Below are 23,917 nucleotides of genomic sequence, written 5' to 3' on the forward strand. Positions count from 1 at the left end.
AAGGAAAAATAAATGTTTCAGGCTTTTTTAATTAAATACGGTGAGATCGGCGTAAAAGGCAAGAACCGTTACGTATTTGAAAATGCACTGGTGGACCGCATGAAAGAAGTACTTGCGGAGACTGACGGTACATTTCATATTATCAGAGAACAGGGTCGTATCTATGTGGAGGCAGAAGGAAGCTTTGACTATGATGAGACCATTGAAGCACTGAAGAGAGTCTTCGGTATTGTGGGAATCTGTCCGGTGGTTCTGACAGAAGATCACGGGTTTGAGGCACTTTCTGAAACTGTGCTGGATTATATGCAGAAAATGTATGGTGATAAAACCATGACATTCAAAGTTATGACCCGTCGTGTCAATAAGCGTTTTCCGATGGAATCCATGGAAGTGAATGCAGAGCTTGGTGGACGGATCCTGGATCAGTTTCCGAACATGAAAGTGGATGTACATCACCCGGATGTGATTCTGCATGTGGAGCTTCGCCATAATATTGGTATTTATTCAGAGGTGATCCCAGGACCTGGAGGAATGCCGCTGGGAACCAATGGCCGTTCCATGCTGTTGCTGTCTGGTGGAATCGACAGCCCGGTAGCAGGCTATATGGTTGCAAAGCGTGGTGTATATATTGATGCGGTATATTTTCATGCACCGCCATATACCAGTGAGCGTGCAAAACAAAAGGTGGTAGATCTTGCCCGTCTGGTCTCCAGATACACAGGACCGATCCGCCTGCATGTGATCAACTTTACTGATATCCAGATGTACATTTATGAAAAGTGTCCTCATGATGAGCTGACGATCATTATGCGCCGTTATATGATGCGGATCGCACAGAAGCTGGCAATTGATACCGGCTGTCTGGCACTGATCACCGGTGAGAGTATCGGTCAGGTGGCAAGTCAGACTGTGCAGAGTCTTGCGGCAACCAACGATGTATGTACCCTTCCGGTATTCCGTCCGCTGATTGCATTTGACAAGGAAGATATTGTAACGATTTCAAAGAAGATCAATACATATGAGACTTCTATTCTTCCATATGAAGACTGTTGTACCACTTTTGTGGCAAAACATCCAGTAACCAAGCCGAGAGTGGATCTGATCCGTAAGTCTGAGATTCTTCTGCAGGAAGAAATCGATCAGATGATGGAACGGGCATTTGCAACCGAGGAAATTATTGAGATCAAATAAAAAAGAAGCGCGGGATGTGGATTCACATCTCGCGCTGATGCCATCAGACCTATGTAATTAGTCTACAATATACGGCTGCAGGACACTAAGGATCTCATCTACATTGCCCTCGGAGTGAATATTCAGCTCAATCGGCTTGGAAAGATCCAGACTGAAGATACCCATGATAGATTTCGCATCAATGACATAGCGACCAGATACCAGATCGAAATCATTATCAAATTTGGTGATGTCATTTACAAAAGCTTTTACTTTATCAATTGAATTTAAAGAAATATGAACGGTCTTCATGATACATTTCTCCTCCTTGTTTATTATCATATACTACCATATTAAATACTTGGAACAAGAAAGTCAATGAGAAGTTGTGAAAAAATGAAGAGCCATGCAGGAGGAATACTATGAAAAAAGCGGCACTGCACAATCTTGGCTGCAAGGTAAATGCATATGAAACAGAAGCGATGCAGGAAATTCTGGAAAAGCATGGCTATGAGATCGTGCCATTTGGTGAAAAGGCGGATGTCTATCTGATCAATACCTGTAGCGTGACTAATATTGCAGATCGGAAATCCAGACAGATGCTTCATCGTGCCAGAAAGATGAATCCGGATGCGGTAGTGATCGCGGCTGGTTGTTATGTGCAGGCGGCAGGGCAGGAACTGCTGCAGGACAGCTCGGTGGATATTCTGATCGGAAATAATGAAAAAGCCAATCTGCCAGAGATCTTAAAGGCATGGGAGGAAGAACACGATGCTTCCCATATCCATGATCTGACAAGAGAACACACATATGAGGAACTGAGCCTGTCCCACACAGCAGAGCATACCCGTGCATATATGAAGATCCAGGATGGATGCAATCAGTTCTGTACCTATTGTATTATTCCGTATACAAGAGGACGGGTAAGAAGCCGGAAGATCGAAGATATTGAAGCAGAGGCAAAACGTCTGGCAGTGGGTGGTTATAAAGAAATCGTCCTGACTGGTATTCATCTGGACTCTTACGGGGTAGATCTGGAAAATGAAAATCTGCTGGATGTGATCCGACGGATCGCGGCGATAGATGGAATCGAACGGATTCGTCTGGGCTCGCTGGAACCGCGGATCATGACTGAAGAATTTGTGGAAGGGCTGGCATCTGTGAAAGAACTCTGTCCGCATTTTCATCTGTCCATGCAGAGTGGATGTGACGAGACTTTGAAGCGTATGAACCGAAAATATGATACGGAAGAGTTTCTCGCCTGCTGCGACAGACTGCGGGCTCATTTTGACGAACCGGCATTAACCACCGATGTGATCGTTGGATTCCCGGGAGAGACGGAAGAGGAATTTGAGACTACTGTGGAGTTTATTAAGAAGATCCGGTTTTATGAAACTCATGTGTTCAAATATTCCCGGAGAAAAGGTACCAGAGCAGACCGCATGCCGGACCAGATTCCAGAGCAGATCAAGACAAAGCGCAGTGAAAAACTTCTTGAATTACATCGGGAAAACAGTAAAAATTACAGAAACCGTCTGATCGGAACAACCGTGGAAGTGTTGATGGAAGAGGCACAGGAGATTGACGGCATATGCTGGCAGGTGGGACATACCAGGGAATATGTGAAGGTTGCAGTGCCTCAGGACGAATCTTTAACGAATCAGACAGTGCAGGTTTTCGTAGATGGATTCCGTGACCAGGAGATGATGCAGGGAAAGTTGCGGAGATGATGCAGGGAAAGTTGCGGTTGAATTTATAAGAGGATTATAGTAAGATATTGTTAGACTACACGTTAAGGATGTGTGATGATGAAAAAACTGGATAATACACAATATTTCAAGATACAGTCCGATCAGGAGATCAGGGTGTCAGAAGTTCTTCAGTTAGTATATCAGGCTATGACAGAGAAGGGCTATGATCCGGTCAATCAGATCGTAGGGTATATTATGTCGGGAGATCCGACCTACATCACCAGCCACAAAGGCGCAAGAAGTCTCATTATGAAGGTAGAGCGGGATGAGCTTGTAGAAGAGCTTTTGCGGGTATATGTGGAGAAAACAGTAAAGGAATAAGAGCGGATGAGAATAATGGGTCTTGATTACGGCTCCAAAACAGTTGGAGTCGCTGTCAGTGATGCGCTTCTTCTTACCGCACAGAACATCGAGACAATCTGCCGTGAGCAGGAGAACAAGCTGCGCCGTACACTGGCCAGGATCCAGGAATTGTGTCTGGAATACGAGGTAGAAGAGATTGTACTCGGCTTTCCAAAGAATATGAATAATACCACAGGGGACAGGGCTGAGAAATCGCTGGAATTCGCAGAGATGCTGAAGAAGCGGACAGGTCTGCCTGTTGTCATGTGGGATGAACGTCTGACAACAGTAGCTGCCGAGCAGGTGCTGATGGAAAGCGGTGTGCGAAGAGAGCATCGGAAAGAGTATGTGGATCAGATCGCTGCATCCATGATTTTGCAGGGATATCTGGATTATCGAAAAAACAGGAGTGAATAAATGGAAAAACTGACCTTTCAGGGGGAAGACGGAACAACCGAAGAATTTTATGTATTAGAACAGACCCGCGTAGGCGGAGTGAACTATCTGCTGGTAGCAGATTCTGAGGATGAGGATGGAGAATGCCTGATCCTTCGTGATGTTGCCGGTGACGAAGAACGTGAGAGTCTCTATGAGATCGTAGAGGATGAACAGGAACAGGAAGGACTATTAGCTGTGTTTGAACAGCTTTTGGACGATGTGGACATCGAACGATAAATACTATGAATAAAACAGGAGGTTAAATTTTTTGAAAAATGTGAACAACTCAAAATTGCGTATCATTCCGCTGGGCGGCCTGGAACAGATCGGAATGAATATAACTGCTTTCGAATTTGAAGACAGTATAGTTGTTGTGGACTGCGGTCTGGCATTCCCGGAGGACGATATGCTGGGAATCGACCTGGTGATACCTGATGTGACTTATCTGAAGCAGAATATTGATAAAGTGAAAGGTTTTGTGATCACTCATGGGCATGAGGATCATATTGGTGCACTTCCTTATATTCTGAAGGATATTAACGTGCCGGTCTATTCCACGAAGCTGACGATTGCGCTGATTGAAGGTAAGTTAAAGGAGCACAATATGCTTCGCACCACCAGAAGAAAAGTGGTACGTCATGGACAGTCCATCAATCTGGGGCAGTTCCGTGTGGAATTTATCAAGACTAATCACAGCATTGCAGATGCATCTGCACTTGCTATCTATTCACCGGCAGGTATTGTAGTACACACCGGTGACTTTAAGGTAGATTATACACCGGTATTCGGTGACAGTATCGATCTGCAGAGATTTGGTGAGATTGGTAAAAAGGGTGTTCTTGCGCTCATGTGTGACAGTACCAACGCAGAGCGTCCGGGCGTTACCATGTCTGAAAAGACCGTAGGGCGTACCATGGATGCACTGTTTGCAGAACATGTGAACTCCAGAATTATCGTTGCGACCTTTGCGTCCAATGTTGACCGTGTGCAGCAGATCATCAATGCTGCTTATAAGAATAATAAAAAAGTTGTTGTGGAAGGCCGGAGCATGGTCAATGTGATCACTACAGCAGCGGAACTGGGATATATCCAGATTCCGGATAATACATTGATTGATATTGAGCAGCTTGGCAATTATCCGCCGGAGTCCACGGTACTGATCACTACCGGAAGTCAGGGAGAGTCAATGGCAGCCCTGTCTCGTATGGCACAGAATCTGCACCGGAAAGTGCATATTATGCCGGGAGATACGGTTATCTTCAGTTCCAATCCGATTCCGGGAAATGAAAAGGCAGTTTCCCGCGTAATCAATGAACTGTCAGCAAAAGGTGCCAATGTTATTTTCCAGGATGCGCATGTATCCGGACATGCCTGCCAGGAGGAGATCAAGCTGATTTATTCGCTGGTACATCCGAAATATGCAATTCCGGTTCATGGTGAATACCGTCATTTGAAAGCCCAGGCAGGTATTGCCAGTCAGATGGGTATCGATAAGGAAAATATTTTCGTCCTCCATTCCGGAGATGTGATTGAGATGGACGATAATTCTGCAAAAGTAGTAGATAAAGTACACACAGGAGCAATCTTTGTAGATGGACTTGGTGTGGGAGATGTAGGAAATATCGTTATGCGCGACCGTCAGCATCTGGCTGAGGACGGTATTATGATCATTGTACTGACCCTGGAAAAACACAGCAATCAGCTGCTCAGTGGACCGGATATTGTGTCCCGCGGATTTGTCTATGTAAGAGAATCTGAGGATCTGATGGAGCAGGCAAGAGCTGTTGTCTACGATGCTGTGGAGAAATGTCTGGATCGTGGAATCACAGACTGGGGTAAGATGAAGAATATTATGAAGGATTCTCTGGGAGATTATATCCGTAAGAAGACCAAGAGAAATCCGATGATTCTTCCGATTATTATGGAGGTGTAAACTCTGACCGGAAAGCAGAACAGCCGCCGCAGCGGCAAAGGACAGAAGAAAAAAAGTAAAAAGAGCAGTACGGAAAGTCTGATGATGTCAGTGGGCATAGGTCTTTTACGTCTGGCGATTGTCTTGCTGGTGATCGCTGCAATCTGGCGCGTCGGACAGACAGCATATGATTTTGCTTATCATGTCGTTTCAGATGCAGCGGTGGATCCGGAACCGGGACGGGATGTGAAAGTTTCCGTGACTTCGGATATGGGCAACAAGGAGATCGCAAAGCTGTTGGAGAGCCGTGGTCTGATCACGGACAGCAGAACATTCCAGATTCAGTTGAAGCTGACAGATTACGATGATAAACTTAAGCCGGGAACCTACGAACTGAATACATCCATGACACCCAGACGGATCATGAAGATCCTTGCCGGAGAAGAGAAGACCGAGGAGGATGAAGAATCATGATCCTTGAGGAGAACAGAACTGCTTCTTACATCCGGTCATTGTATACAGGGAATACAGAACTTCTGGATACCATTGAGCAGGAAGCACTGCGGGACTATGTACCGATCATTCGGGTGGAGACCCAGAGCCTTTTGAAACTTCTGTTAAAGCAGAAGAAACCCCGGCGGATTCTGGAACTGGGAACGGCTGTTGGATTTTCAGCATTGCTCATGTGCGAATATGCACCATCTGACTGCCATGTGACGACTATTGAGAATTATGAAAAGCGCATTCCTGTTGCAAAGCATAATTTTGAAAGAGCTGGTAAATGTGATCAGATCACATTGCTGGAGGGAGATGCCATGGAGATCATCAAGACTCTTGATGGTCCTTATGATTTTATCTTTGTGGATGCAGCAAAGGCGCAGTATATCCACTACTTTCCGGAACTGATGCGTCTGCTGGAGCAGGATGGATATCTGGTGTCTGACAATGTGCTGCAGGATGGTGATCTGATCCAGTCCCGTTTTGCAGTGGAGAGAAGAAACCGGACAATCCATGCCCGGATGAGAGAATACCTGTACGAACTGACTCACAATCAGGAACTGACAACTTCCATTCTTCCGGTCGGAGATGGAGTGGCAGTTTCTGTGAAAGATAGAAAAGAGGAACAATTATGAGATTTCCGGAATTATTGATTCCGGCCAGCAGCCTGGAAGTGCTGAAGGTTGCGGTCACATTTGGAGCTGATGCAGTCTATGTCGGCGGAGAAGCATTTGGTCTTCGTGCCAAAGCAAAGAATTTCTCCATGGAGGACATGGCGGAGGGAATTCAGTTTGCCCATGAGCATGGAGTAAAGGTTTATGTGACAGCTAATATTCTGGCACATAACCGGGATCTTGATGCAGCAAGAGAATATTTCAAAGAATTAAAAGCAATCGGACCGGATGCACTGATCATTTCAGATCCGGGGATGTTCATGATTGCAAGGGAAGTATGCCCGGAGATCGACATTCATATTTCAACCCAGGCAAATAATGTAAATTATATGACATTTCTGTTCTGGCAGGAACAGGGTGCGGTCCGTGTAGTGACGGGAAGAGAACTGTCACTGGAAGAGATCCGTCAGATCAGAGATCATATTCCGGACAGCCTGGAGATTGAGACATTTGTCCACGGCGCCATGTGCATCTCTTATTCTGGAAGATGTCTGCTCAGCAATTTCTTCACCGGAAGAGATGCCAATCAGGGAGCTTGTACCCATCCCTGCCGTTGGAAATATTCCGTTGTAGAGGAAACCAGACCGGGAGAATATATGCCGGTTTATGAAAATGAGAGAGGAACTTACATCTTTAATTCCAAAGATCTGTGCATGATCGATCATCTGCCGGATCTGGTGGAAGCAGGTGTGGATAGCCTGAAGATCGAGGGTCGTATGAAGACTGCACTTTATGTGGCAACGGTGGCAAGAACTTACCGCAAGGCACTGGATGATCTGGCTCAGGGAAGAGAGGTTTATGAAAAAAATCTTCCATGGTACGAGCAGCAGATCACAGGCTGCACTTATCGAAGATTTACCACCGGATTTTTCTATGGAAAGCCAGATGATACTGCGCAGATCTATGACAGCAATACCTATGAAAAGGATTATGTTTATCTGGGAATTACCGGAAAAGCGGATGAAAATGGTGTTTTTGATCTGGAGCAGAAAAATAAATTTTCTGTGGGCGAGATCATTGAGATCATGAAGCCGGATGGCCGCAACATTGAGACTGTGGTAGAAGGCATCTGGGATCTGGAAGGAAATGAGCAGGAGAGTGCTCCACATGCCAGACAGGCATTGAAAGTGAAGCTGCGGGATATTCCTGATGAAATGGATCTGCTCAGAAGAAGCGAATAAAGACAAATTAAGAAAAAGTGGAAAGGCACTTTCGTGTGGATTTTTACATAAGATGTATTAAATCCGCACTGAGGTGTCTTTTTTTGAAAACTTTTCCGAAACCACTTACGGCGGAAGAAGAGAAGCAGTATCTTAAACGGCTTCAGAATGGAGATAAAAAGGCACGACAGGTGCTCATCGAGTACAATCTTCGTCTGGTGGCACACATTGCAAAAAAGTATCAGATGATGGAAGCAGATATGGAGGAACTGGTCTCCATCGGAGCTGTTGGGCTTATTAAGGCAGTAGATACCTTTGATCAGGAAAAAGCCAGTAAGCTGGCAACCTATGCAGCCCGTTGTGTGGAAAATGAGATCCTTATGTATCTCCGGGTCCGAAAGAAAATATCCAGAGAATCCTCCTATTATGAGCCCATCGGTACAGATAAGGAAGGAAATGAGATCCGACTGCTGGATATTATGGAGAGCCAGGATCCGGAAGCGTTGGATGTGATCGAACTGAAAGATGATACCAGGAAGATCTATACCTTATTGGATCGTGTGCTCACTCCCCGGGAAAGACAGGTGCTGATCATGCGTTATGGTCTCTACCAAGGAAAGGAATATACCCAGCGGGAGATTGCAGAAGAATTGGGAATCTCCAGATCTTATATCAGCAGAATTGAGAAAAATGCTCTGCAGCGCCTGCGGGAGCATTTTCAGGATTGAGCTCTGAAAAAAATTATGTTATACTGAAATCGTCTAAAATCTGAATGCATATCGCAGCCAGTTCCAAATACAAGATCCAGAAAGGAAAATATGTTCAGTACCATATTATCAGCAGCAGTGCTGGGAATCGAGGCATATCCAGTGCAGGTGGAAGCAGATATCTGTGATGGACTGCCTCAGTTTTGCATGGTGGGTGACTTGTCACCAGAAGTGAGAGAAGCAGCAGACCGGGTCCGAACAGCTCTTCGGAATACAGGCATCAGCTTTCCGCCGCGTAGAGTGACAGTTAACCTGTCGCCTGCCAATCTAAGAAAAGAAGGGACCAGGTTTGATCTTCCTGTGGCAGCTGCATTGCTGACTGCACTGGGAGTTCTGCCGCAGGAGTGTTCTGAGGATAGCATGATCGTAGGCGAAGTGGGGCTGAACGGAGCGGTCCGTCCGGTTCCGGGGATTCTGCAGACGGTTTTGCTGGCATCAGAGCGGGGTGTAAGAAGGTGTCTGATTCCTGCGGACAACATAGGAGAAGGACAGGCCGTGGCTGGAATGGAGGTCTGGGGCATTCATTCGGTGGAAGAACTGATTGATTGTCTGCTGAAAAATAAAGCGCCTGCAGTCAATTTATCAAAATCCCGGATACCAATCACACAAAACAAGCAATTTCCGGAAGATTTCCGGGAGATAAATGGTCAAGAAGCGGTGCGACGGGCAGCAGAGATCGCTGCTGCAGGGATGCACAATTTTCTGATGGTGGGGAGTCCGGGGGCAGGCAAGACCATGATCGCAAGGCGGATACCTACGATTTTGCCCAGTCTTTCGCTGGAGGAAAGTCTGGAGGTGTCCAGAGTGTACAGTGCCTGTGGTCTGATGACCGGAGAACAGGGGCTGGTGGGAGTCAGACCCTTTCGTGCCCCTCATCATACAGTCTCGGTATCTGCTTTGGCAGGAGGCGGACGGCATATTCTGCCGGGAGAACTAAGCCTTGCGACCAGAGGTGTGTTGTTTTTGGATGAACTGCCAGAATTTCATCGAAATGTGCTGGAGACACTTCGGCAGCCTATGGAAGATGGTGTTATCACCATCAGCCGGGCAGATGGGAAATATACTTTTCCGGCGCATTTTCAATTGGTGGCTGCAATGAATCCTTGTAAATGTGGTTTTTATCCGGATCGCACCCGCTGCAATTGCCTGCCGGGAGATATCAGCCGCTATCTGAAGCGGATCTCTGGCCCGCTTCTGGATCGAATCGATATCTGCACAGAAATCTCACCGGTAGAATATGGAGAACTGACTGGAAAAAGAGAAAATGAAAGTTCAGAGGCGATTCGAAGTCGGGTGCTGGCGGCACACAGACGTCAGCAGGAACGATACCAGAAGGTGGGGATTCAGTTTAATTCTCAGTTGACGACCCGTGTAATCCAGAATCTATGTCCTCTGGGAACGGAAGAAACTGGCATTATGGAGCAGGCATTTGAATCTCTGAGACTCAGTGCCAGAGGATATTACAGGATCATCCGGGTGGCCAGAACGATTGCGGATCTGGAAGGAAGCAAGGAGATCCGAACACCTCATCTTCTTGAGGCTGTCGGGTATCGAACCATGGATCATAATATCTGGGAGGAACCTTTTGGATGAGAGACATATATAATAGAAGAAACAGCATACAATGGATTCAACAAGAAGACATAGAGTACCCTGAAAAGTTAAGACCCTATAAAGGAATGCCGAAGACACTGTATGTACTTGGAGGGCTTCCGGATCCATCACGTCCGTCGGTAGCGGTGGTGGGAGCCAGAAGATCTACATCCTACGGGGATAATATTGCCAGACAGTTTTCGGCAGAACTGGCCGCCAATGGAATACAGATCATCAGCGGTCTTGCGTGGGGAATTGATACAGCAGCCCACACCGGAGCACTGGAAGGTGGAGGTGAGACCTATGCAGTGATGGGATGTGGTGTGGATGTGTGTTATCCGGCAGGAAATCGTAAGTTGTATGATTGGATCCTTCAGGAGAAGCGAGGTGGAATCATTTCAGAACAGGAACCCGGGCGTCCCCCTCTGGCAGGATTTTTTCCGGCAAGGAATCGGATCATCAGCGGCCTTGCAGATCTGGTTCTGGTGGTGGAAGCCAGAGAAAAAAGCGGATCTTTGATTACAGCCGACCAGGCATTGGAACAGGGAAAGGATGTCTATGTGGTTCCCGGGCGGATCACGGATGAACTGAGCCGGGGATGTTTAAACCTTTTAAAGCAGGGAGCGGGATTGGCAGACAGTCCGGAGACATTGCTGGAAGCACTGCATATGACAAAAAATGGAAGGTGTAAAAATAGAAAGAACGGGAAAGTTTTACTTGCAAAGGATGAAAATATCGTGTATAGTTGGATACGTTTACAACCGGTATCATTGGATGAACTGGTGAAAAAGACAGGATTTCCCACAACAAAGGTACTTCAGACACTGGTGCTTTTGCAGCTTGGAGGACATATCAGGGAGATCCGCAAGAATGAATATGTAAGGACGGATTCGAGGATCATCGATGGCGAAGTATTTAGTAATCGTGGAGTCACCGGCAAAGGTGAAGACAATTAAAAAGTTTCTGGGAGCCAATTATGAAGTCATGGCGTCCAACGGACATGTGAGGGATTTCCCTAAAAGTCAGTTTGGAATCGATGTAGATCATGATTATGAACCCAAGTATATAACCATTCGTGGAAAAGGAGAGATCCTGGCAAAGCTTCGCAAGGAAGCCAAGAAGGCAGATAAAGTATATCTGGCAACTGACCCTGACCGCGAGGGAGAAGCTATTTCCTGGCATCTTTCAAAAGCACTGGGACTGGAAGATAAAAAAATGTACAGGATCACCTTCAATGAGATCACAAAGACAGCTGTGAAGGAATCTTTAAAGCATGCCCGTCAGATTGATATGGATCTGGTGGATGCGCAGCAGGCGCGCCGGATGGTGGATCGTATGGTGGGTTACCGGATCAGTCCGCTTCTGTGGGCAAAGGTTAAGAGAGGCTTAAGTGCAGGCCGTGTACAGTCTGCAGCGCTCCGGATCATTGCAGACCGGGAAGAAGAGATCAATGCATTTGTACCGGAAGAGTATTGGAGCCTGGACGCACAGTTTAAGGTGACTGGTGAGAAGAAGCCGGTGACGGCAAAATTCTATGGAACTACCAAAGAAAAGATGGAGATCCACTCCAGAGAAGAGATGGATCAGGTGCTGGCTGCTCTGAAGAATGCAGCATTTTCTGTGACAGATGTGAAAAAAGGAGAACGTACTAAGAAAGCACCGCTTCCGTTTACTACCAGTACTCTGCAGCAGGAAGCTTCCAAGGTGCTGAATTTTTCTACATCAAAGACCATGCGGCTGGCTCAGCAGCTTTACGAAGGAATCGATATTGAGGGACAGGGAACGGTTGGTGTGATCACGTATCTACGTACGGATTCCACCCGTGTATCTGATGAAGCTGCTGCACAGGCAGTTTCCTATATTGGTGAGACTTATGGCGAGAATTATCTGCGTCATGGTGAGACCAAGAAAGCGCCGGACCGTAAGATCCAGGATGCACATGAGGCGATCCGCCCTACAGACATCCGCAGACTGCCGGTGAAAGTGAAAGAATCTCTGTCCAGAGATCAGTTTCGTCTCTACCAGCTGATCTGGAAGCGGTTTGCTGCAAGCTGTATGGCAGATGCAAAGTACCATACTACCAGTGTGAAGATCGATGGAGCAGGTTATCGTTTTACTGTATCTGCGTCTGTTGTTGCATTTGATGGATTTATGTCTGTTTATGTGCAGGATGAAGAGAAGAGTGATAACCCGTCTCTTCTGAAAGAACTGGGACCAGATTCAGAGCTTCAGCTTCTGGAATTTGAGGACAAACAGCATTTCACACAGCCGCCTGCCCATTATACAGAGGCTGCATTGGTTAAGACGCTGGAAGAACTTGGCATTGGACGCCCCAGTACTTATGCACCGACCATCAGTACGATCATTGCCCGTCGTTATGTGGCAAAAGAAGGAAGAAATCTGTATCTGACTGAGCTTGGGGAAGTGGTAAATCATATTATGAAACAGGCATTCCCAAGTATTGTGGAGTCTGATTTCACGGCCAATGTGGAGTCTTTGCTTGATAAAGTGGAAGAGGGTGTAGTCAACTGGAAGACAGTTGTCAGCAATTTCTACCCAGATCTGGAAGAAGCAGTGGAAAAGGCAGAAGAAGATCTTCAGAAAGTGAAGATCGAAGATGAGGTGTCTGATGAGGTCTGCGAACTTTGCGGACGCAACATGGTAGTGAAATATGGTCCTCATGGTAAATTCCTTGCCTGCCCGGGATTCCCGGAATGCCGCAACACCAAGCCTTATCTGGAGAAGATCGGTGTGAAATGTCCGAAATGCGGAAAAGAGATCGTTCTTCGCAGATCTTCCAAAGGACGGAAATTCTATAGCTGTGAAGGCTATCCGGACTGTGATTTTGTGTCATGGAAACGACCGGAGGCACCGAAGGAACAGACGGAAACAGCAGGTGAAGCTGTGAAAGATTAAAAATGTCAGAAATTTCAGAATTTTATTGAAATTTCAGAAAATATGTGCTAGTATCGAAAGTGCGGTTGCGGGAGTGACTGCACTTTTTACGTTATGGGAGAGAGAAGAAAGATGAGCGTACAATTATTAGACAAAACAAGAAAAATTAATAAACTTCTGCATAATAATAATTCCAGCAAAGTAGTATTTAATGATATCTGCAGTGTGCTGTCAGATATTCTGGAATCTAATGTGCTTGTGATCAGTAAAAAAGGAAAAGTTCTGGGCATCAGCCAGTATCATGGTGTGGATGAGATCCATGAACTGATCGTTGACCGTGTGGGTGGGCTGATCGATCCGCTGCTCAATGAGCGTCTGCTGGGTATCCTTTCCACCAAGGAGAATGTAAATCTTCAGACTCTTGGATTTGAATTTGAAAATATCAGAAAATATCAGGCATTGGTAGCACCTATTGATATTGCCGGTGAGAGACTGGGAACTTTGTTCCTCTATAAATATGAAAAAGATTATGAAATTGATGATATTATCTTAAGTGAGTATGGAACTACTGTAGTCGGACTGGAGATGATGAGATCCGTTCATGAGGAGAATGCAGAAGAGATCCGTAAACGTCAGATCGTACAGTCTGCGATCGGTACTCTGTCTGTGACTGAGCTGGAAGCAATTCTTCTGATCTTTGGTGAGATGAAGGGAACGGAGTGTACACTGGTGGCAAGCCGTATTGCAGACAAGGCAGGCATCACCAGATCTGTGATCGTCAATGCTCTGAGAAAATTTGAGAGTGCAGGTGTGATCGAGTCCCGTTCATCTGGAATGAAAGGAACCAACATCAAGGTGATCAACGATGCGGTATTTGATGAACTCCGTCAGATTGAGGAAAAAAAAGGGATTGCCAGAAAATATTAAAATTTTAGAAAGTTTCATTTCCCCATTGACATTTTCGGATAAGCATACTAATATAATGACTAAAGGTTAGCACTCGATAAAAGTGAGTGCTAATAAATTGAAAGAACATCGATCAGGAGGAATTATCATGAAGTTAGTACCTTTAGGCGACAGAGTCGTATTAAAACAGAGTGCAAAAGAAGAAACTACCAAATCCGGAATCATTCTTGCAGCAAAAGCACAGGAAAGACCGGAAAATGCTGAGGTTATCGCAGTCGGACCTGGTGGAATGGTAGATGGTAAAGAAGTTACCATGCAGGTAAAGGTAGGCGATCAGGTAATCTATTCCAAGTATGCAGGTAATGAAGTAAAACTTGATGACGAAGAATACATCATTGTAAAACAGAGCGACATTCTCGCAATTGTTGAATAAAATATTTGATTACAGATTGATTTCAGGAGGGAAATTATCATGGCTAAAGATTTAAAATATGGCGTAGACGCCAGAAAAGCACTGGAAGCCGGTGTAAATAAACTTGCAGATACCGTTCGCGTGACGATCGGACCGAAAGGAAGAAACGTAGTTCTTGACAAACAGTTCGGTGCTCCGCTGATCACCAATGACGGTGTTACGATCGCAAAAGAGATTGAGCTGGAAGATCCGTTCGAGAATATGGGAGCACAGCTTGTAAAAGAAGTTGCAACCAAGACCAACGATGTGGCTGGTGATGGTACTACAACTGCTACTGTACTTGCACAGGCTATGATCCACGAAGGAATGAAGAACCTGGAAGCAGGAGCTAACCCGATTGTTCTGAGAAAAGGAATGAAGAAGGCAACTGACAAAGCTGTTGAAGCAATCGCTTCCATGAGCAGCAAAGTATCAGGAAAACATCAGATGGCAAGAGTTGCAGCAATCTCTGCTGGTGATGATAAAGTAGGTGATATGGTTGCAGATGCCATGGAGAAGGTTGCAAACGACGGTGTTATCACGATTGAAGAGTCCAAGACCATGCAGACCGAGCTGGATGTTGTAGAAGGTATGCAGTTTGACCGTGGATACATTTCTGCATATATGGCAACTGATACCGAGAAGATGGAAGCAGTTCTGGATGATCCGTACATCCTGATCACCGATAAGAAGATTTCCAATATTCAGGAGATTCTTCCGGTACTGGAACAGTTAGTACAGTCTGGCAAGAAGCTTCTGATCATCGCAGAGGATATCGAGGGAGAGGCTCTGACCACTCTGGTTCTGAACAAACTGCGTGGAACCTTCACCGCTGTTGGAGTAAAAGCTCCGGGTTATGGTGACAGAAGAAAAGCAATGCTGCAGGATATCGCAATTCTGACAGGTGGTACTGTAATCTCTGAAGAGGTTGGTCTGGAACTGAAGGATGCTACTATTGAGATGCTTGGTCGTGCTAAATCTGTAAAAGTACAGAAAGAGAGCACAGTGATCGTTGATGGTATGGGTGATAAAGCTGCAATCGCAGACCGTATCAAGACCATCAAAGCTGAGATCGAGAACACCAAGTCTGAGTTTGACAAAGAAAAACTGCAGGAGCGTTATGCAAAATTATCAGGTGGCGTTGCAGTGATCCGTGTGGGTGCTGCTACGGAGACTGAGATGAAAGAAGCAAAACTTCGTATGGAAGATGCTCTGGCAGCTACAAGAGCAGCTGTTGAAGAGGGTATCATCTGCGGTGGTGGATCTGCTTACATTCATGCATCCAAAGAGGTTGCAAAACTGGTTGACACTCTGGAAGGTGATGAGAAGACAGGTGGTAAAGTGATTCTGAAAGCTCTGGAGGCTCCGCTGTTCCACATTGCAGCTAATGCAGGTCTGGAAGGTGCAGTTATCATCAACAAAGTACGTGAGTCTGAGGTTGGTGTAGGATTTGATGCTTACAACGAGCAGTATGTGAACATGGTAGATGCAGGTATTCTGGATCCGGCTAAGGTTACCAGAACCGCTCTGCAGAACGCTACCAGCGTTGCATCTACATTCCTGACCACAGAGGCTTGTGTGGCTAATATTAAAGAAGAGACTCCGGCAGCTCCGGCTGGCGGCGGAATGGGTATGATGTAAGGAATACATCAGCATCTGTGTGAATAGAAAAAAGGACATTGTCAAAAGACAATGTCCTTTTTTTGAAAAGGGCATTGACAGAGAGGCATGCTTCTGATAGACTAGATTCAATATCAATTTAAACATTATTTTTTCTACTAAATAGTTGTTTATATATAAGAGAAAATAATAAATAAAAAAACAACAGATCAGAGGAAAGAGAGGAAAAGAAATGGGCAAAATTATCGGTGAAAGCATTACGTTTGATGATGTACTGCTGGTTCCCTCCTATTCAGAGGTGATCCCGAATCAGGTCAACCTGGAGACATGGCTGACAAAGACTGTCAAGCTGAATATTCCTATGATGAGTGCAGGAATGGACACGGTTACCGAACACAGAATGGCAATCGCTATGGCAAGACAGGGTGGTATCGGTATTATTCATAAAAATATGTCAATCGAACAGCAGGCAGAAGAAGTGGATATGGTAAAACGTTCTGAGAACGGTGTTATCACAGATCCGTTTTCTCTGTCACCGGAGCATACACTGGCAGATGCCAATGAACTTATGGCAAAATACAGGATCTCCGGTGTACCGATCACGGAAGGAAAGAAGCTGGTAGGTATCATCACTAACCGTGATCTGAAGTTTGAGACAGATTTCACGAAAAAGATCAAAGAGTCCATGACTTCTGAGAATCTGGTAACTGCACAGGAAGGTATTACACTGGAAGAAGCAAAAGTGATTCTTGGCAAGGCTCGCAAGGAGAAACTTCCGATTGTTGATAAAGATTTCAATCTGAAGGGTCTTATTACGATTAAAGATATTGAAAAACAGATTAAATACCCGCTGGCAGCAAAGGATGCACAGGGACGTCTTCTGTGTGGTGCCGGTATTGGTATTACTGCCAACGTACTGGAGAGAGCAAAAGCACTGGTGGATGCGCATGTAGATGTACTGGTTTTGGATTCCTCTCATGGTCATTCTGCAAATGTGATCCGTTGCCTGCGTATGCTGAAGGAAGCATATCCAGATGTTCCGGTTATTGCAGGTAATGTGGCTACTGGAGAAGGTACCAGAGCGCTGATCGAAGCAGGAGCGGATGCTGTAAAAGTTGGTATCGGACCTGGATCTATCTGTACTACCCGAGTGGTATCTGGTGTAGGTGTTCCACAGGTCAGTGCGGTAATGGATTGTTACGAAGTGGCAAAAGAATATGGTATTCCGGTCATTGCAGATGGCGGTATTAAATATTCAGGAGATATTACCAAGGCAATCGCAGCAGGTGCGAATGTCTGCATGATGGGAAGTATCTTTGCTGGTTGTGATGAGAGTCCGGGATCTTTCGAACTGTATCAGGGAAGAAAATATAAAGTATACCGTGGAATGGGATCCATCTCTGCTATGGAGAATGGTTCCAAAGACCGTTATTTCCAGAGTGATGCCAAAAAGCTGGTACCGGAAGGGGTGGAAGGCCGCGTAGCTTACAAGGGTTATGTGGAAGACACCATTTTCCAGCTTCTTGGAGGACTTCGTTCCGGTATGGGTCTGTGCGGAGCTAAAGACATTGAGACACTGAAGACTACAGGCAGATTTGTGAAGATTTCTGCAGCTTCTCTTAAAGAAAGTCATCCCCATGACATTCATATTACAAAAGAAGCACCGAACTATAGTGTAAACGAATAAACTGATTGATAGACAAAAGGCTGTCAGCTCATAAATTCTTTTCATGATCTTAACTTCCTTTTTAGTTGCAAAAGGGAAGAACAGATGGTAAATTAGAAACATGGGCAGACAGCCTTTGTCTGTCTGACGATAAGTGGATACTGTAAAAAAATAAAACCTGATGAATAGGTCTGTCATAACCAAAGAATACTATACGCAGGAAAGGATATAAAGAATGAGAAGAACCAAAATCGTATGTACATTAGGACCATCTACAGATAAAGAGGATGTATTAAGAAATCTGATGAAAAATGGCATGAATGTAGCCAGAATGAATTTCTCTCATGGAACTCACGAGGAGCAGAAAGCAAGACTGGATATGATAAAGAAACTCCGGGAAGAGCTGAATCTGCCAGTGGCAGCACTTCTTGATACAAAGGGTCCGGAGATCCGGATCGGTGATGTAGAAGGAGGAAAACTGGAATTAAAGCCGGACCAGGAGTTCACGCTGACTACTGAAGAGATACTGGGAACCGAGAAGAAAGTCACGATCACATATAAAGAATTGTACAAAGACGTGGAACCGGGAGATTCTATTCTGATCGACGATGGACTGATCGGCATGGAAGTAGTGCGCATTGATGAATCAGATATTGTTTGCCGTGTGAAAAATGGAGGATTTATTTCAAATCATAAAGGAGTAAATGTTCCAGGTGTAGAACTGAATATGCCATTTGTCAGTCCGAAAGATCTTGCTGACATTGTATTTGCTGTAGAGCAGGATTATGATTTTATTGCAGCATCTTTCACCAGAACTGCAGAGGATATTATGGAGATCCGCAAGATTCTGCAGGCGCATGGTGGCGAGAAGATTCATATTATCGCCAAATTGGAAAATAAGCAGGGTGTAAAAAATTGTGAGGATATTCTCAGAGTGGCAGATGGAATTATGATCGCCAGAGGTGATATGGGTGTAGAGATTCCGCTGGAGGAAGTTCCGGTAATCCAGAAAGAATTGATCCGCAAGGCAATGCATATGGGAAAACCGGTGATCACAGCTACACAGATGCTGGATTCCATGATGAAGAATCCAAGACCGACGAGAGCGGAGACCTCGGATGTTGCCAATGCGATCTATCAGGGAACCAGTGCGATCATGCTGTCCGGAGAGACTGCAGCAGGTGCTTATCCGATAGAAGCAGTACAGACTATGGCGAAGATTGCGGAACGTACAGAACAGGATATTGATTATAGCAGGGAATTTAAGCCGAGAAAGCTGGCTGAAGCACCAGATGTGACCAGCGCTATCTCTCATGCAACTTGTACGACAGCAGCCGATCTGAAAGCAGCAGCTATCGTGGCAGTATCCAAATCTGGCCGTACCGTGTCCAGAATCGCAAAATATCTGCCGGTATGTCCGATCATTGGCTGTACCACAGATGAGCGCGTATATCGTCAGTTAAATCTGCTTTGGGGTGTGACTCCGGTCGTGATGAAAGAAGCAAATACTGCAGATGAGCTGTTTGATCATGCGGTGGAACTGGCAGAGCAGAAAGGCTTGATCGCCAGAGGAGAACTGGTTGTTATTGCAGCAGGTGTGCCGGTTGGATTGTCCGGAACTACTAATATGATGAAGGTGCAGATCGCAGGTAATGCACTGGTGACTGGAAAAGGTGCCAATAAGCTGAAAGCCTCCGGGAATGTCTGCGTATGCAGCAATGATGAAGATCTGGAGAAAAAATTCCGTGCAGGAGATATTGTAGTTGTGGAGCAGACTACCAATGAGATGGTTCACAAGCTGAAGGATGCAGCCGGTATCATCACAGAGACTGGTGATCGCTATTCTCATGCAGCAGTTGTGGGAATGACTTTGGAGATCCCGGTCATCACATCTGCAAGAAATGCGACCAGAATCCTCAAGTCTGGAACATTTGTGACTATGGATGCAGAACAGGGAATCGTATATAACGGAAGATAATTGCAGTCGGAAACCAAAAAGCCGGAGGGCGAACAGGTATGGATGAACCTGGAAGAATTTTTGCTGGTAAAACAGAGATTTTTGGAAAATACAGAAAGAGAAACTGGAGTCTAGGACTTCAGTCGGAGGAATGATATGTCAGAAGAGGGAAGACATGTGCATGTGGCTCCTGATGGAACGATTTATGAGCACGTACATCATGATCATGAGCATGTGCACAGTCATGATGAGGGGCATACCCATGATCATGACCATGATGAGTGCTGCCACAACCATGGACATGGACACACGCATACTCATACGAATACAAAAGCAGTGCTGAATCGTCTTTCCAGAGCGATTGGACATCTGGAATCTATCCGTCGCATGGTGGAAGAAGGAAGAGACTGCAGTGAGGTGCTGATACAGCTGTCAGCTGTAAAGTCGGCTATCAATAATACTGGAAAAGTGATTCTTAAGGAACATATTGAACACTGTCTGGTAGATGCAGTAGAGTGCGGAGATATGGAATCAGTGAAAGAACTGGCAGAGGCCATTGATCGCTTCATGAAGTAACAAAAGATGAAAATTATGAATAGCAGGTTTACCCATTTGTCAAGTGGATAAACCTGTTTTTTTGAAGTTTGTGAAATATAGTAGAATTTCAGAAAAATTTCTTGGTAAGTTTTCAGCGTCATTATGTCTTGCATATTAAATGTGGTTGGTATATACTTTTAATCAATATTTGGAATAAAATTAAATATAAAACACAAGATATAGTAGGGGTGAATGAAATTGTACGTAGTCAAAAAGGACGGAACAAGAGAGATATTTAATGTAGAAAAGATCATTAATGCAGTCAATAAGTCGGCTGCAAGAATTTTGTACAAATTCTCGGAGGATGAGATTCGATTTATCTGTAACTTCGCGCAGGAGCGTGCAGAGTCCCTGGGAAAAGAAAATATCGATATCCAGGATATGCATAATATTGTGGAGGGAGCGCTGGATCATGTGAATCCGGCGGTGGCAAAGAGCTATCGTGACTATCGGAACTATAAAAAAGATTTTGTACACATGATGGATGACGTCTATACTAAGAGCCAGTCTATCCGTTACATTGGTGATAAGAGCAACGCTAATACAGACAGTGCTCTGGTAGCCACCAAACGAAGCCTGATCTTTAATGAACTGAACAAGGAATTGTACCGCAAGTTCTTTATGAATCGCAATGAGCTGCAGGCCTGCAGGGATGGATATATCTACATTCATGATCAGTCAGCACGTCTGGATACCATGAACTGCTGTCTGTTTGATATTGCCAGTGTTCTGAACGGTGGCTTTGAGATGGGTAACGTGTGGTACAACGAGCCGAAGACATTGGATACAGCATTTGACGTTATGGGAGACATTATCTTAAGTACTGCAGCCCAGCAGTACGGTGGATTTACAGTGCCGGAAGTGGATAAGGTGCTGGCGCCTTATGCAGAGAAGAGCTACAAAAAATACAAAACCGAATTTTTATCTTATATGGATCCTGAATGGCAGGGAGTGGAAGAGAAGGCAGAGACCTATGCCATGAACAAAGTCCGCAGAGATTTTGATCAGGGATGGCAGGGAATTGAGTATAAGTTAAATACGGTAGGATCTTCCCGTGGAGATTATCCGTTTGTGACAGTAACCCTTGGACTTGGACAGGAACGGTTTGCAAAGATGTGCAATATTTCTCTGCTGCATGTGCATCAGGGCGGACAGGGTAAACCGGGGAACAAAAAGCCGGTACTGTTTCCGAAGATTGTATTTCTTTATGACGAAGAGATTCATGGAAAAGGCGGTGTCTGCGAGGATGTATTTGAAGCAGGGATCGAGTGTTCTTCCAAAACCATGTATCCAGATTGGCTGTCCATGAGCGGAGAAGGATATATCTCTGAAATGTATAAAAAATACAAGAGAGTCATCAGCCCCATGGGATGCCGTGCGTTCCTGAGTCCCTGGTATGAGCGAGGAGGCATGAGACCGGCAGATGAGAATGACAAGCCGGTATTTGTAGGTCGTTTTAATATCGGAGCTGTAAGTCTGCATCTTCCTATGATTCTGGCACAGTCCAGAGCAGAGAACCGGGACTTCTATGAGGTGCTGGATTACTATCTGGAGATGATCCGTAACCTTCATATCCGTACCTTTGACTATTTGGGCGAGATGAGAGCGTCTACCAATCCGCTGGCTTACTGTGAAGGTGGTTTCTATGGAGGACATCTGAAGCCGCAGGATAAGATCAAACCACTGTTGAAACCTATGACAGCTTCCTTTGGAATCACGGCCCTTAATGAGCTGCAGGAGCTTTATAATGGAAAATCTATCAGGGAAGACGGCGAGTTCGCACTGGAAGTAATGCGATACATCAATAAAAAGATTAACGAATATAAAGAAGAGGATGGTATCCTCTATGCCATCTATGGTACTCCGGCAGAGAGCCTGTGTGGACTTCAGATCGAGCAGTTCCGCAAGAAATATGGAATCGTGGAAAATGTATCTGACAGACCGTATGTGAGCAACAGCTTTCACTGTCATGTGACTGAGGAAATGACTCCAATTGAAAAGCAGGATAAGGAAGGCCGCTTCTGGGAACTGTGTAACGGTGGAAAGATTCAGTATGTGCGTTATCCGGTAGGATATAACAAAGAGGCTGTCCGCACTCTGGTACGTCGTGCTATGAAAAAAGGATTTTACGAAGGCGTGAATCTGTCACTGGCATACTGCGATGATTGTGGATATCAGGAACTGGATATGGATGTATGCCCTAAATGTGGCAGCAAAAATCTGACCAAGATCGACCGTATGAACGGCTATCTGTCCTATTCCAGAGTAAAGGGAGATACCAGGCTGAATAAAGCGAAGATGGCAGAGATCGCAGAACGGGTGTCTATGTAATATGAAACGGATTCTAATGATAACGACAGGTGGAACCATCGCTTCTCAGGAAGGAGAAGACGGTCTGGAACCGAAGACGACCGGACAGCAGATGCTGGATCTGATTCCGGAACTTCAGAGTCTGTGTGAAATCGACTGTGTCGATCTTCTGAATCTCGATAGCACTAATATGCAGCCAGAAGAGTGGGCTGTGATGGCAAAAGCAGCATTTGAAGGAATGAAGAACCATGATGGAATTGTGATTACTCATGGAACGGATACTTGTGCCTACAGTGCAGCGGCACTGGATACGATGTTGATCCATCCTAAAGTGCCTGTGGTTCTGACGGGATCTCAGCTTCCAGCGGGAGAAGAGGACAGTGATGCGGCGCATAATATTTATGATGCATTCCTGACGGCCTGCGGAGCACCGGCGGGAGTTTATCTTACTTTCGATGGCAGAGTGATTCATGGATTATGGGCAACTAAAATCCGAACGATGGGATTCGATGCCTTTGTCAGTGTGAACTGTCCTTATGCAGGAAAAATTGCAGATGGGAAATTGATGATGCAGGAAACTGCAAAAGAAAAAACTGTCGCAGCTGCAACAGTAGAATCAGCTGTTGATGTGCGATTGGACTCTAAAGTGGCAGTATTCAAGTTAATACCGGGGTTTGATCCGGTGCTATTGGAGACGGTGGTGGATCTGGGATATCATGGTGTGGTTCTGGAAGCTTACGGATGTGGAGGAATCACCAATTATCGCCGGAATCTTCTTCCTGCTATTGAAAAAATGATCCACAAAGGGATGGTTGTGGCAGCTACCACACAGAGCATCTTTGACGGTTGTGATTTGAGTCAGTATGAAGTAGGAGTTCGAGCTCTGAAACTTGGTGTGATCCCAGCAGGGGATCTGACCACAGAAGCTCTGGTTGTGCGGACTATGATCGCTCTTGGGCGCTGGACCGATAAGAAGGATATCGAAGCCTTTCTTCGTGGTGACATGAGTCCGGTGGATCGAAGCGTGCCGCTGAAAAATTTTATAGAATAAAAGTTTGCATCCATTCCCGAGTAGCCGAAAACCTCCCGGTTCACACAGACCGGCAGACAAGGAACAGCGCTGCTATGGATTGGAGCGGACATTAGGCAAAAAGAATCCCCCACAGGCGAACATGCTTGCATGTACGATTGTGGGGGATTCCTTTTGCTT

Annotated in this window: 22 protein-coding genes; 21 read left to right on the plus strand and 1 reads right to left on the minus strand. The window is 45.4% G+C overall.

Features of this window, described 5'->3' with window-relative positions; genetic code table 11:
* The first annotated feature begins 12 nt into the window (after nt 1–12).
* Nucleotides 13–1,191 carry a tRNA uracil 4-sulfurtransferase ThiI gene (gene thiI / locus WMO62_RS02435; RefSeq protein ID WP_118439199.1) on the plus strand — a complete coding sequence of 393 codons (1,179 nt, stop codon included), beginning with the start codon at nt 13–15 and terminating at the stop codon, nt 1,189–1,191.
* 57 nt (nt 1,192–1,248) lie between these two features.
* On the opposite strand, the gene WMO62_RS02440 is transcribed toward thiI, so the two are convergent.
* Nucleotides 1,249–1,482 (minus strand): HPr family phosphocarrier protein, encoded by a 234-nt coding sequence (locus tag WMO62_RS02440; RefSeq protein ID WP_117497311.1) that lies wholly within the window; start codon nt 1,480–1,482, stop codon nt 1,249–1,251.
* Between the two features lie 110 nt (nt 1,483–1,592).
* Here WMO62_RS02440 and mtaB point away from each other — a divergent pair, with 110 nt between their 5' ends.
* The 20 genes from mtaB to WMO62_RS02540 all read left to right on the plus strand — a co-directional run bounded on the left by mtaB (nt 1,593) and on the right by WMO62_RS02540 (nt 23,758).
* Nucleotides 1,593–2,900 (plus strand): tRNA (N(6)-L-threonylcarbamoyladenosine(37)-C(2))-methylthiotransferase MtaB, encoded by a 1,308-nt coding sequence (gene mtaB / locus WMO62_RS02445; RefSeq protein ID WP_349143700.1) that lies wholly within the window; start codon nt 1,593–1,595, stop codon nt 2,898–2,900.
* Between the two features lie 78 nt (nt 2,901–2,978).
* A complete protein-coding gene (locus tag WMO62_RS02450) occupies nt 2,979–3,242 on the plus strand; it encodes an IreB family regulatory phosphoprotein (protein WP_117497307.1) in 264 nt (87 codons plus the stop codon).
* A 6-nt stretch (nt 3,243–3,248) separates the two neighbouring features.
* On the plus strand, nt 3,249–3,680 hold the full coding sequence (gene ruvX / locus WMO62_RS02455; protein WP_117497305.1) for a Holliday junction resolvase RuvX: 432 nt from the start codon (nt 3,249–3,251) through the stop codon (nt 3,678–3,680).
* Nucleotides 3,681–3,938 carry a DUF1292 domain-containing protein gene (locus WMO62_RS02460; RefSeq protein ID WP_117497302.1) on the plus strand — a complete coding sequence of 86 codons (258 nt, stop codon included), beginning with the start codon at nt 3,681–3,683 and terminating at the stop codon, nt 3,936–3,938. It abuts the gene before it with no gap.
* A 31-nt stretch (nt 3,939–3,969) separates the two neighbouring features.
* A complete protein-coding gene (locus WMO62_RS02465; protein WP_117497300.1) occupies nt 3,970–5,634 on the plus strand; it encodes a ribonuclease J in 1,665 nt (554 codons plus the stop codon).
* Nucleotides 5,635–5,715: 81 nt separating this feature from the next.
* Nucleotides 5,716–6,087, plus strand: a complete 372-nt coding sequence (locus tag WMO62_RS02470) for an endolytic transglycosylase MltG (protein ID WP_349143701.1) — start codon at nt 5,716–5,718, stop codon at nt 6,085–6,087.
* A complete protein-coding gene (locus tag WMO62_RS02475; protein ID WP_118509925.1) occupies nt 6,084–6,746 on the plus strand; it encodes an O-methyltransferase in 663 nt (220 codons plus the stop codon). Before WMO62_RS02470 ends, WMO62_RS02475 begins: the two co-directional genes overlap by 4 nt.
* On the plus strand, nt 6,740–7,966 hold the full coding sequence (locus tag WMO62_RS02480) for a peptidase U32 family protein (RefSeq protein WP_349143734.1): 1,227 nt from the start codon (nt 6,740–6,742) through the stop codon (nt 7,964–7,966). The genes WMO62_RS02475 and WMO62_RS02480 overlap by 7 nt, the downstream gene beginning before the upstream one ends.
* An 83-nt stretch (nt 7,967–8,049) precedes the next feature.
* On the plus strand, nt 8,050–8,673 hold the full coding sequence (gene sigK / locus WMO62_RS02485) for an RNA polymerase sporulation sigma factor SigK (RefSeq protein WP_117497292.1): 624 nt from the start codon (nt 8,050–8,052) through the stop codon (nt 8,671–8,673).
* A gap of 90 nt (nt 8,674–8,763) precedes the next feature.
* Nucleotides 8,764–10,305 carry a YifB family Mg chelatase-like AAA ATPase gene (locus tag WMO62_RS02490; protein WP_349143702.1) on the plus strand — a complete coding sequence of 514 codons (1,542 nt, stop codon included), beginning with the start codon at nt 8,764–8,766 and terminating at the stop codon, nt 10,303–10,305.
* A complete protein-coding gene (gene dprA, locus WMO62_RS02495) occupies nt 10,302–11,261 on the plus strand; it encodes a DNA-processing protein DprA (protein ID WP_349143703.1) in 960 nt (319 codons plus the stop codon). The genes WMO62_RS02490 and dprA overlap by 4 nt, the downstream gene beginning before the upstream one ends.
* Complete coding sequence (topA, locus tag WMO62_RS02500; protein WP_349143704.1) at nt 11,209–13,221, plus strand: type I DNA topoisomerase; 2,013 nt, start codon at nt 11,209–11,211, stop codon at nt 13,219–13,221. The genes dprA and topA overlap by 53 nt, the downstream gene beginning before the upstream one ends.
* 111 nt (nt 13,222–13,332) lie before the next feature.
* Nucleotides 13,333–14,127, plus strand: a complete 795-nt coding sequence (codY, locus tag WMO62_RS02505) for a GTP-sensing pleiotropic transcriptional regulator CodY (RefSeq protein WP_117497283.1) — start codon at nt 13,333–13,335, stop codon at nt 14,125–14,127.
* Nucleotides 14,128–14,254: 127 nt separating this feature from the next.
* A complete protein-coding gene (locus WMO62_RS02510) occupies nt 14,255–14,539 on the plus strand; it encodes a co-chaperone GroES (RefSeq protein ID WP_117497280.1) in 285 nt (94 codons plus the stop codon).
* A 39-nt stretch (nt 14,540–14,578) separates the two neighbouring features.
* A complete protein-coding gene (gene groL, locus WMO62_RS02515) occupies nt 14,579–16,198 on the plus strand; it encodes a chaperonin GroEL (RefSeq protein ID WP_147602231.1) in 1,620 nt (539 codons plus the stop codon).
* A gap of 211 nt (nt 16,199–16,409) precedes the next feature.
* On the plus strand, nt 16,410–17,864 hold the full coding sequence (gene guaB / locus WMO62_RS02520; RefSeq protein WP_117497474.1) for an IMP dehydrogenase: 1,455 nt from the start codon (nt 16,410–16,412) through the stop codon (nt 17,862–17,864).
* Nucleotides 17,865–18,078: 214 nt separating this feature from the next.
* A complete protein-coding gene (gene pyk, locus WMO62_RS02525; protein ID WP_349143705.1) occupies nt 18,079–19,821 on the plus strand; it encodes a pyruvate kinase in 1,743 nt (580 codons plus the stop codon).
* Between the two features lie 135 nt (nt 19,822–19,956).
* A complete protein-coding gene (locus WMO62_RS02530) occupies nt 19,957–20,376 on the plus strand; it encodes a metal-sensing transcriptional repressor (protein WP_117497274.1) in 420 nt (139 codons plus the stop codon).
* A gap of 213 nt (nt 20,377–20,589) precedes the next feature.
* Nucleotides 20,590–22,728 (plus strand): anaerobic ribonucleoside-triphosphate reductase, encoded by a 2,139-nt coding sequence (gene nrdD / locus WMO62_RS02535; RefSeq protein WP_118509913.1) that lies wholly within the window; start codon nt 20,590–20,592, stop codon nt 22,726–22,728.
* A gap of 1 nt (nt 22,729) precedes the next feature.
* Nucleotides 22,730–23,758, plus strand: coding sequence for an asparaginase (locus WMO62_RS02540; protein ID WP_349143706.1), 1,029 nt, complete (start codon nt 22,730–22,732; stop codon nt 23,756–23,758).
* Nucleotides 23,759–23,917 lie beyond the last annotated feature (159 nt).

Source organism: Hominiventricola aquisgranensis, assembly GCF_040096225.1.
Taxonomy (GTDB): domain Bacteria; phylum Bacillota; class Clostridia; order Lachnospirales; family Lachnospiraceae; genus Hominiventricola; species Hominiventricola aquisgranensis.

Excerpts from the sequence above, each read along its gene's own strand:
- ruvX (WP_117497305.1), top strand. The coding sequence starts at position 3,249 with ATGAGAATAATGGGTCTTGATTACGGCTCCAAAACAGTTGGAGTCGCT.
- groL (WP_147602231.1), top strand. The coding sequence starts at position 14,579 with ATGGCTAAAGATTTAAAATATGGCGTAGACGCCAGAAAAGCACTGGAA.
- WMO62_RS02470 (WP_349143701.1), top strand. The coding sequence starts at position 5,716 with ATGATGTCAGTGGGCATAGGTCTTTTACGTCTGGCGATTGTCTTGCTG.
- WMO62_RS02490 (WP_349143702.1), top strand. The coding sequence starts at position 8,764 with ATGTTCAGTACCATATTATCAGCAGCAGTGCTGGGAATCGAGGCATAT.
- thiI (WP_118439199.1), top strand. The coding sequence starts at position 13 with ATGTTTCAGGCTTTTTTAATTAAATACGGTGAGATCGGCGTAAAAGGC.
- nrdD (WP_118509913.1), top strand. The coding sequence starts at position 20,590 with ATGAAATTGTACGTAGTCAAAAAGGACGGAACAAGAGAGATATTTAAT.
- WMO62_RS02450 (WP_117497307.1), top strand. The coding sequence starts at position 2,979 with ATGAAAAAACTGGATAATACACAATATTTCAAGATACAGTCCGATCAG.
- WMO62_RS02510 (WP_117497280.1), top strand. The coding sequence starts at position 14,255 with ATGAAGTTAGTACCTTTAGGCGACAGAGTCGTATTAAAACAGAGTGCA.
- codY (WP_117497283.1), top strand. The coding sequence starts at position 13,333 with ATGAGCGTACAATTATTAGACAAAACAAGAAAAATTAATAAACTTCTG.
- pyk (WP_349143705.1), top strand. The coding sequence starts at position 18,079 with ATGAGAAGAACCAAAATCGTATGTACATTAGGACCATCTACAGATAAA.
- WMO62_RS02475 (WP_118509925.1), top strand. The coding sequence starts at position 6,084 with ATGATCCTTGAGGAGAACAGAACTGCTTCTTACATCCGGTCATTGTAT.
- guaB (WP_117497474.1), top strand. The coding sequence starts at position 16,410 with ATGGGCAAAATTATCGGTGAAAGCATTACGTTTGATGATGTACTGCTG.
- topA (WP_349143704.1), top strand. The coding sequence starts at position 11,209 with ATGGCGAAGTATTTAGTAATCGTGGAGTCACCGGCAAAGGTGAAGACA.
- WMO62_RS02530 (WP_117497274.1), top strand. The coding sequence starts at position 19,957 with ATGTCAGAAGAGGGAAGACATGTGCATGTGGCTCCTGATGGAACGATT.
- mtaB (WP_349143700.1), top strand. The coding sequence starts at position 1,593 with ATGAAAAAAGCGGCACTGCACAATCTTGGCTGCAAGGTAAATGCATAT.
- WMO62_RS02440 (WP_117497311.1), bottom strand. The coding sequence starts at position 1,482 with ATGAAGACCGTTCATATTTCTTTAAATTCAATTGATAAAGTAAAAGCT.
- WMO62_RS02540 (WP_349143706.1), top strand. The coding sequence starts at position 22,730 with ATGAAACGGATTCTAATGATAACGACAGGTGGAACCATCGCTTCTCAG.
- WMO62_RS02460 (WP_117497302.1), top strand. The coding sequence starts at position 3,681 with ATGGAAAAACTGACCTTTCAGGGGGAAGACGGAACAACCGAAGAATTT.
- dprA (WP_349143703.1), top strand. The coding sequence starts at position 10,302 with ATGAGAGACATATATAATAGAAGAAACAGCATACAATGGATTCAACAA.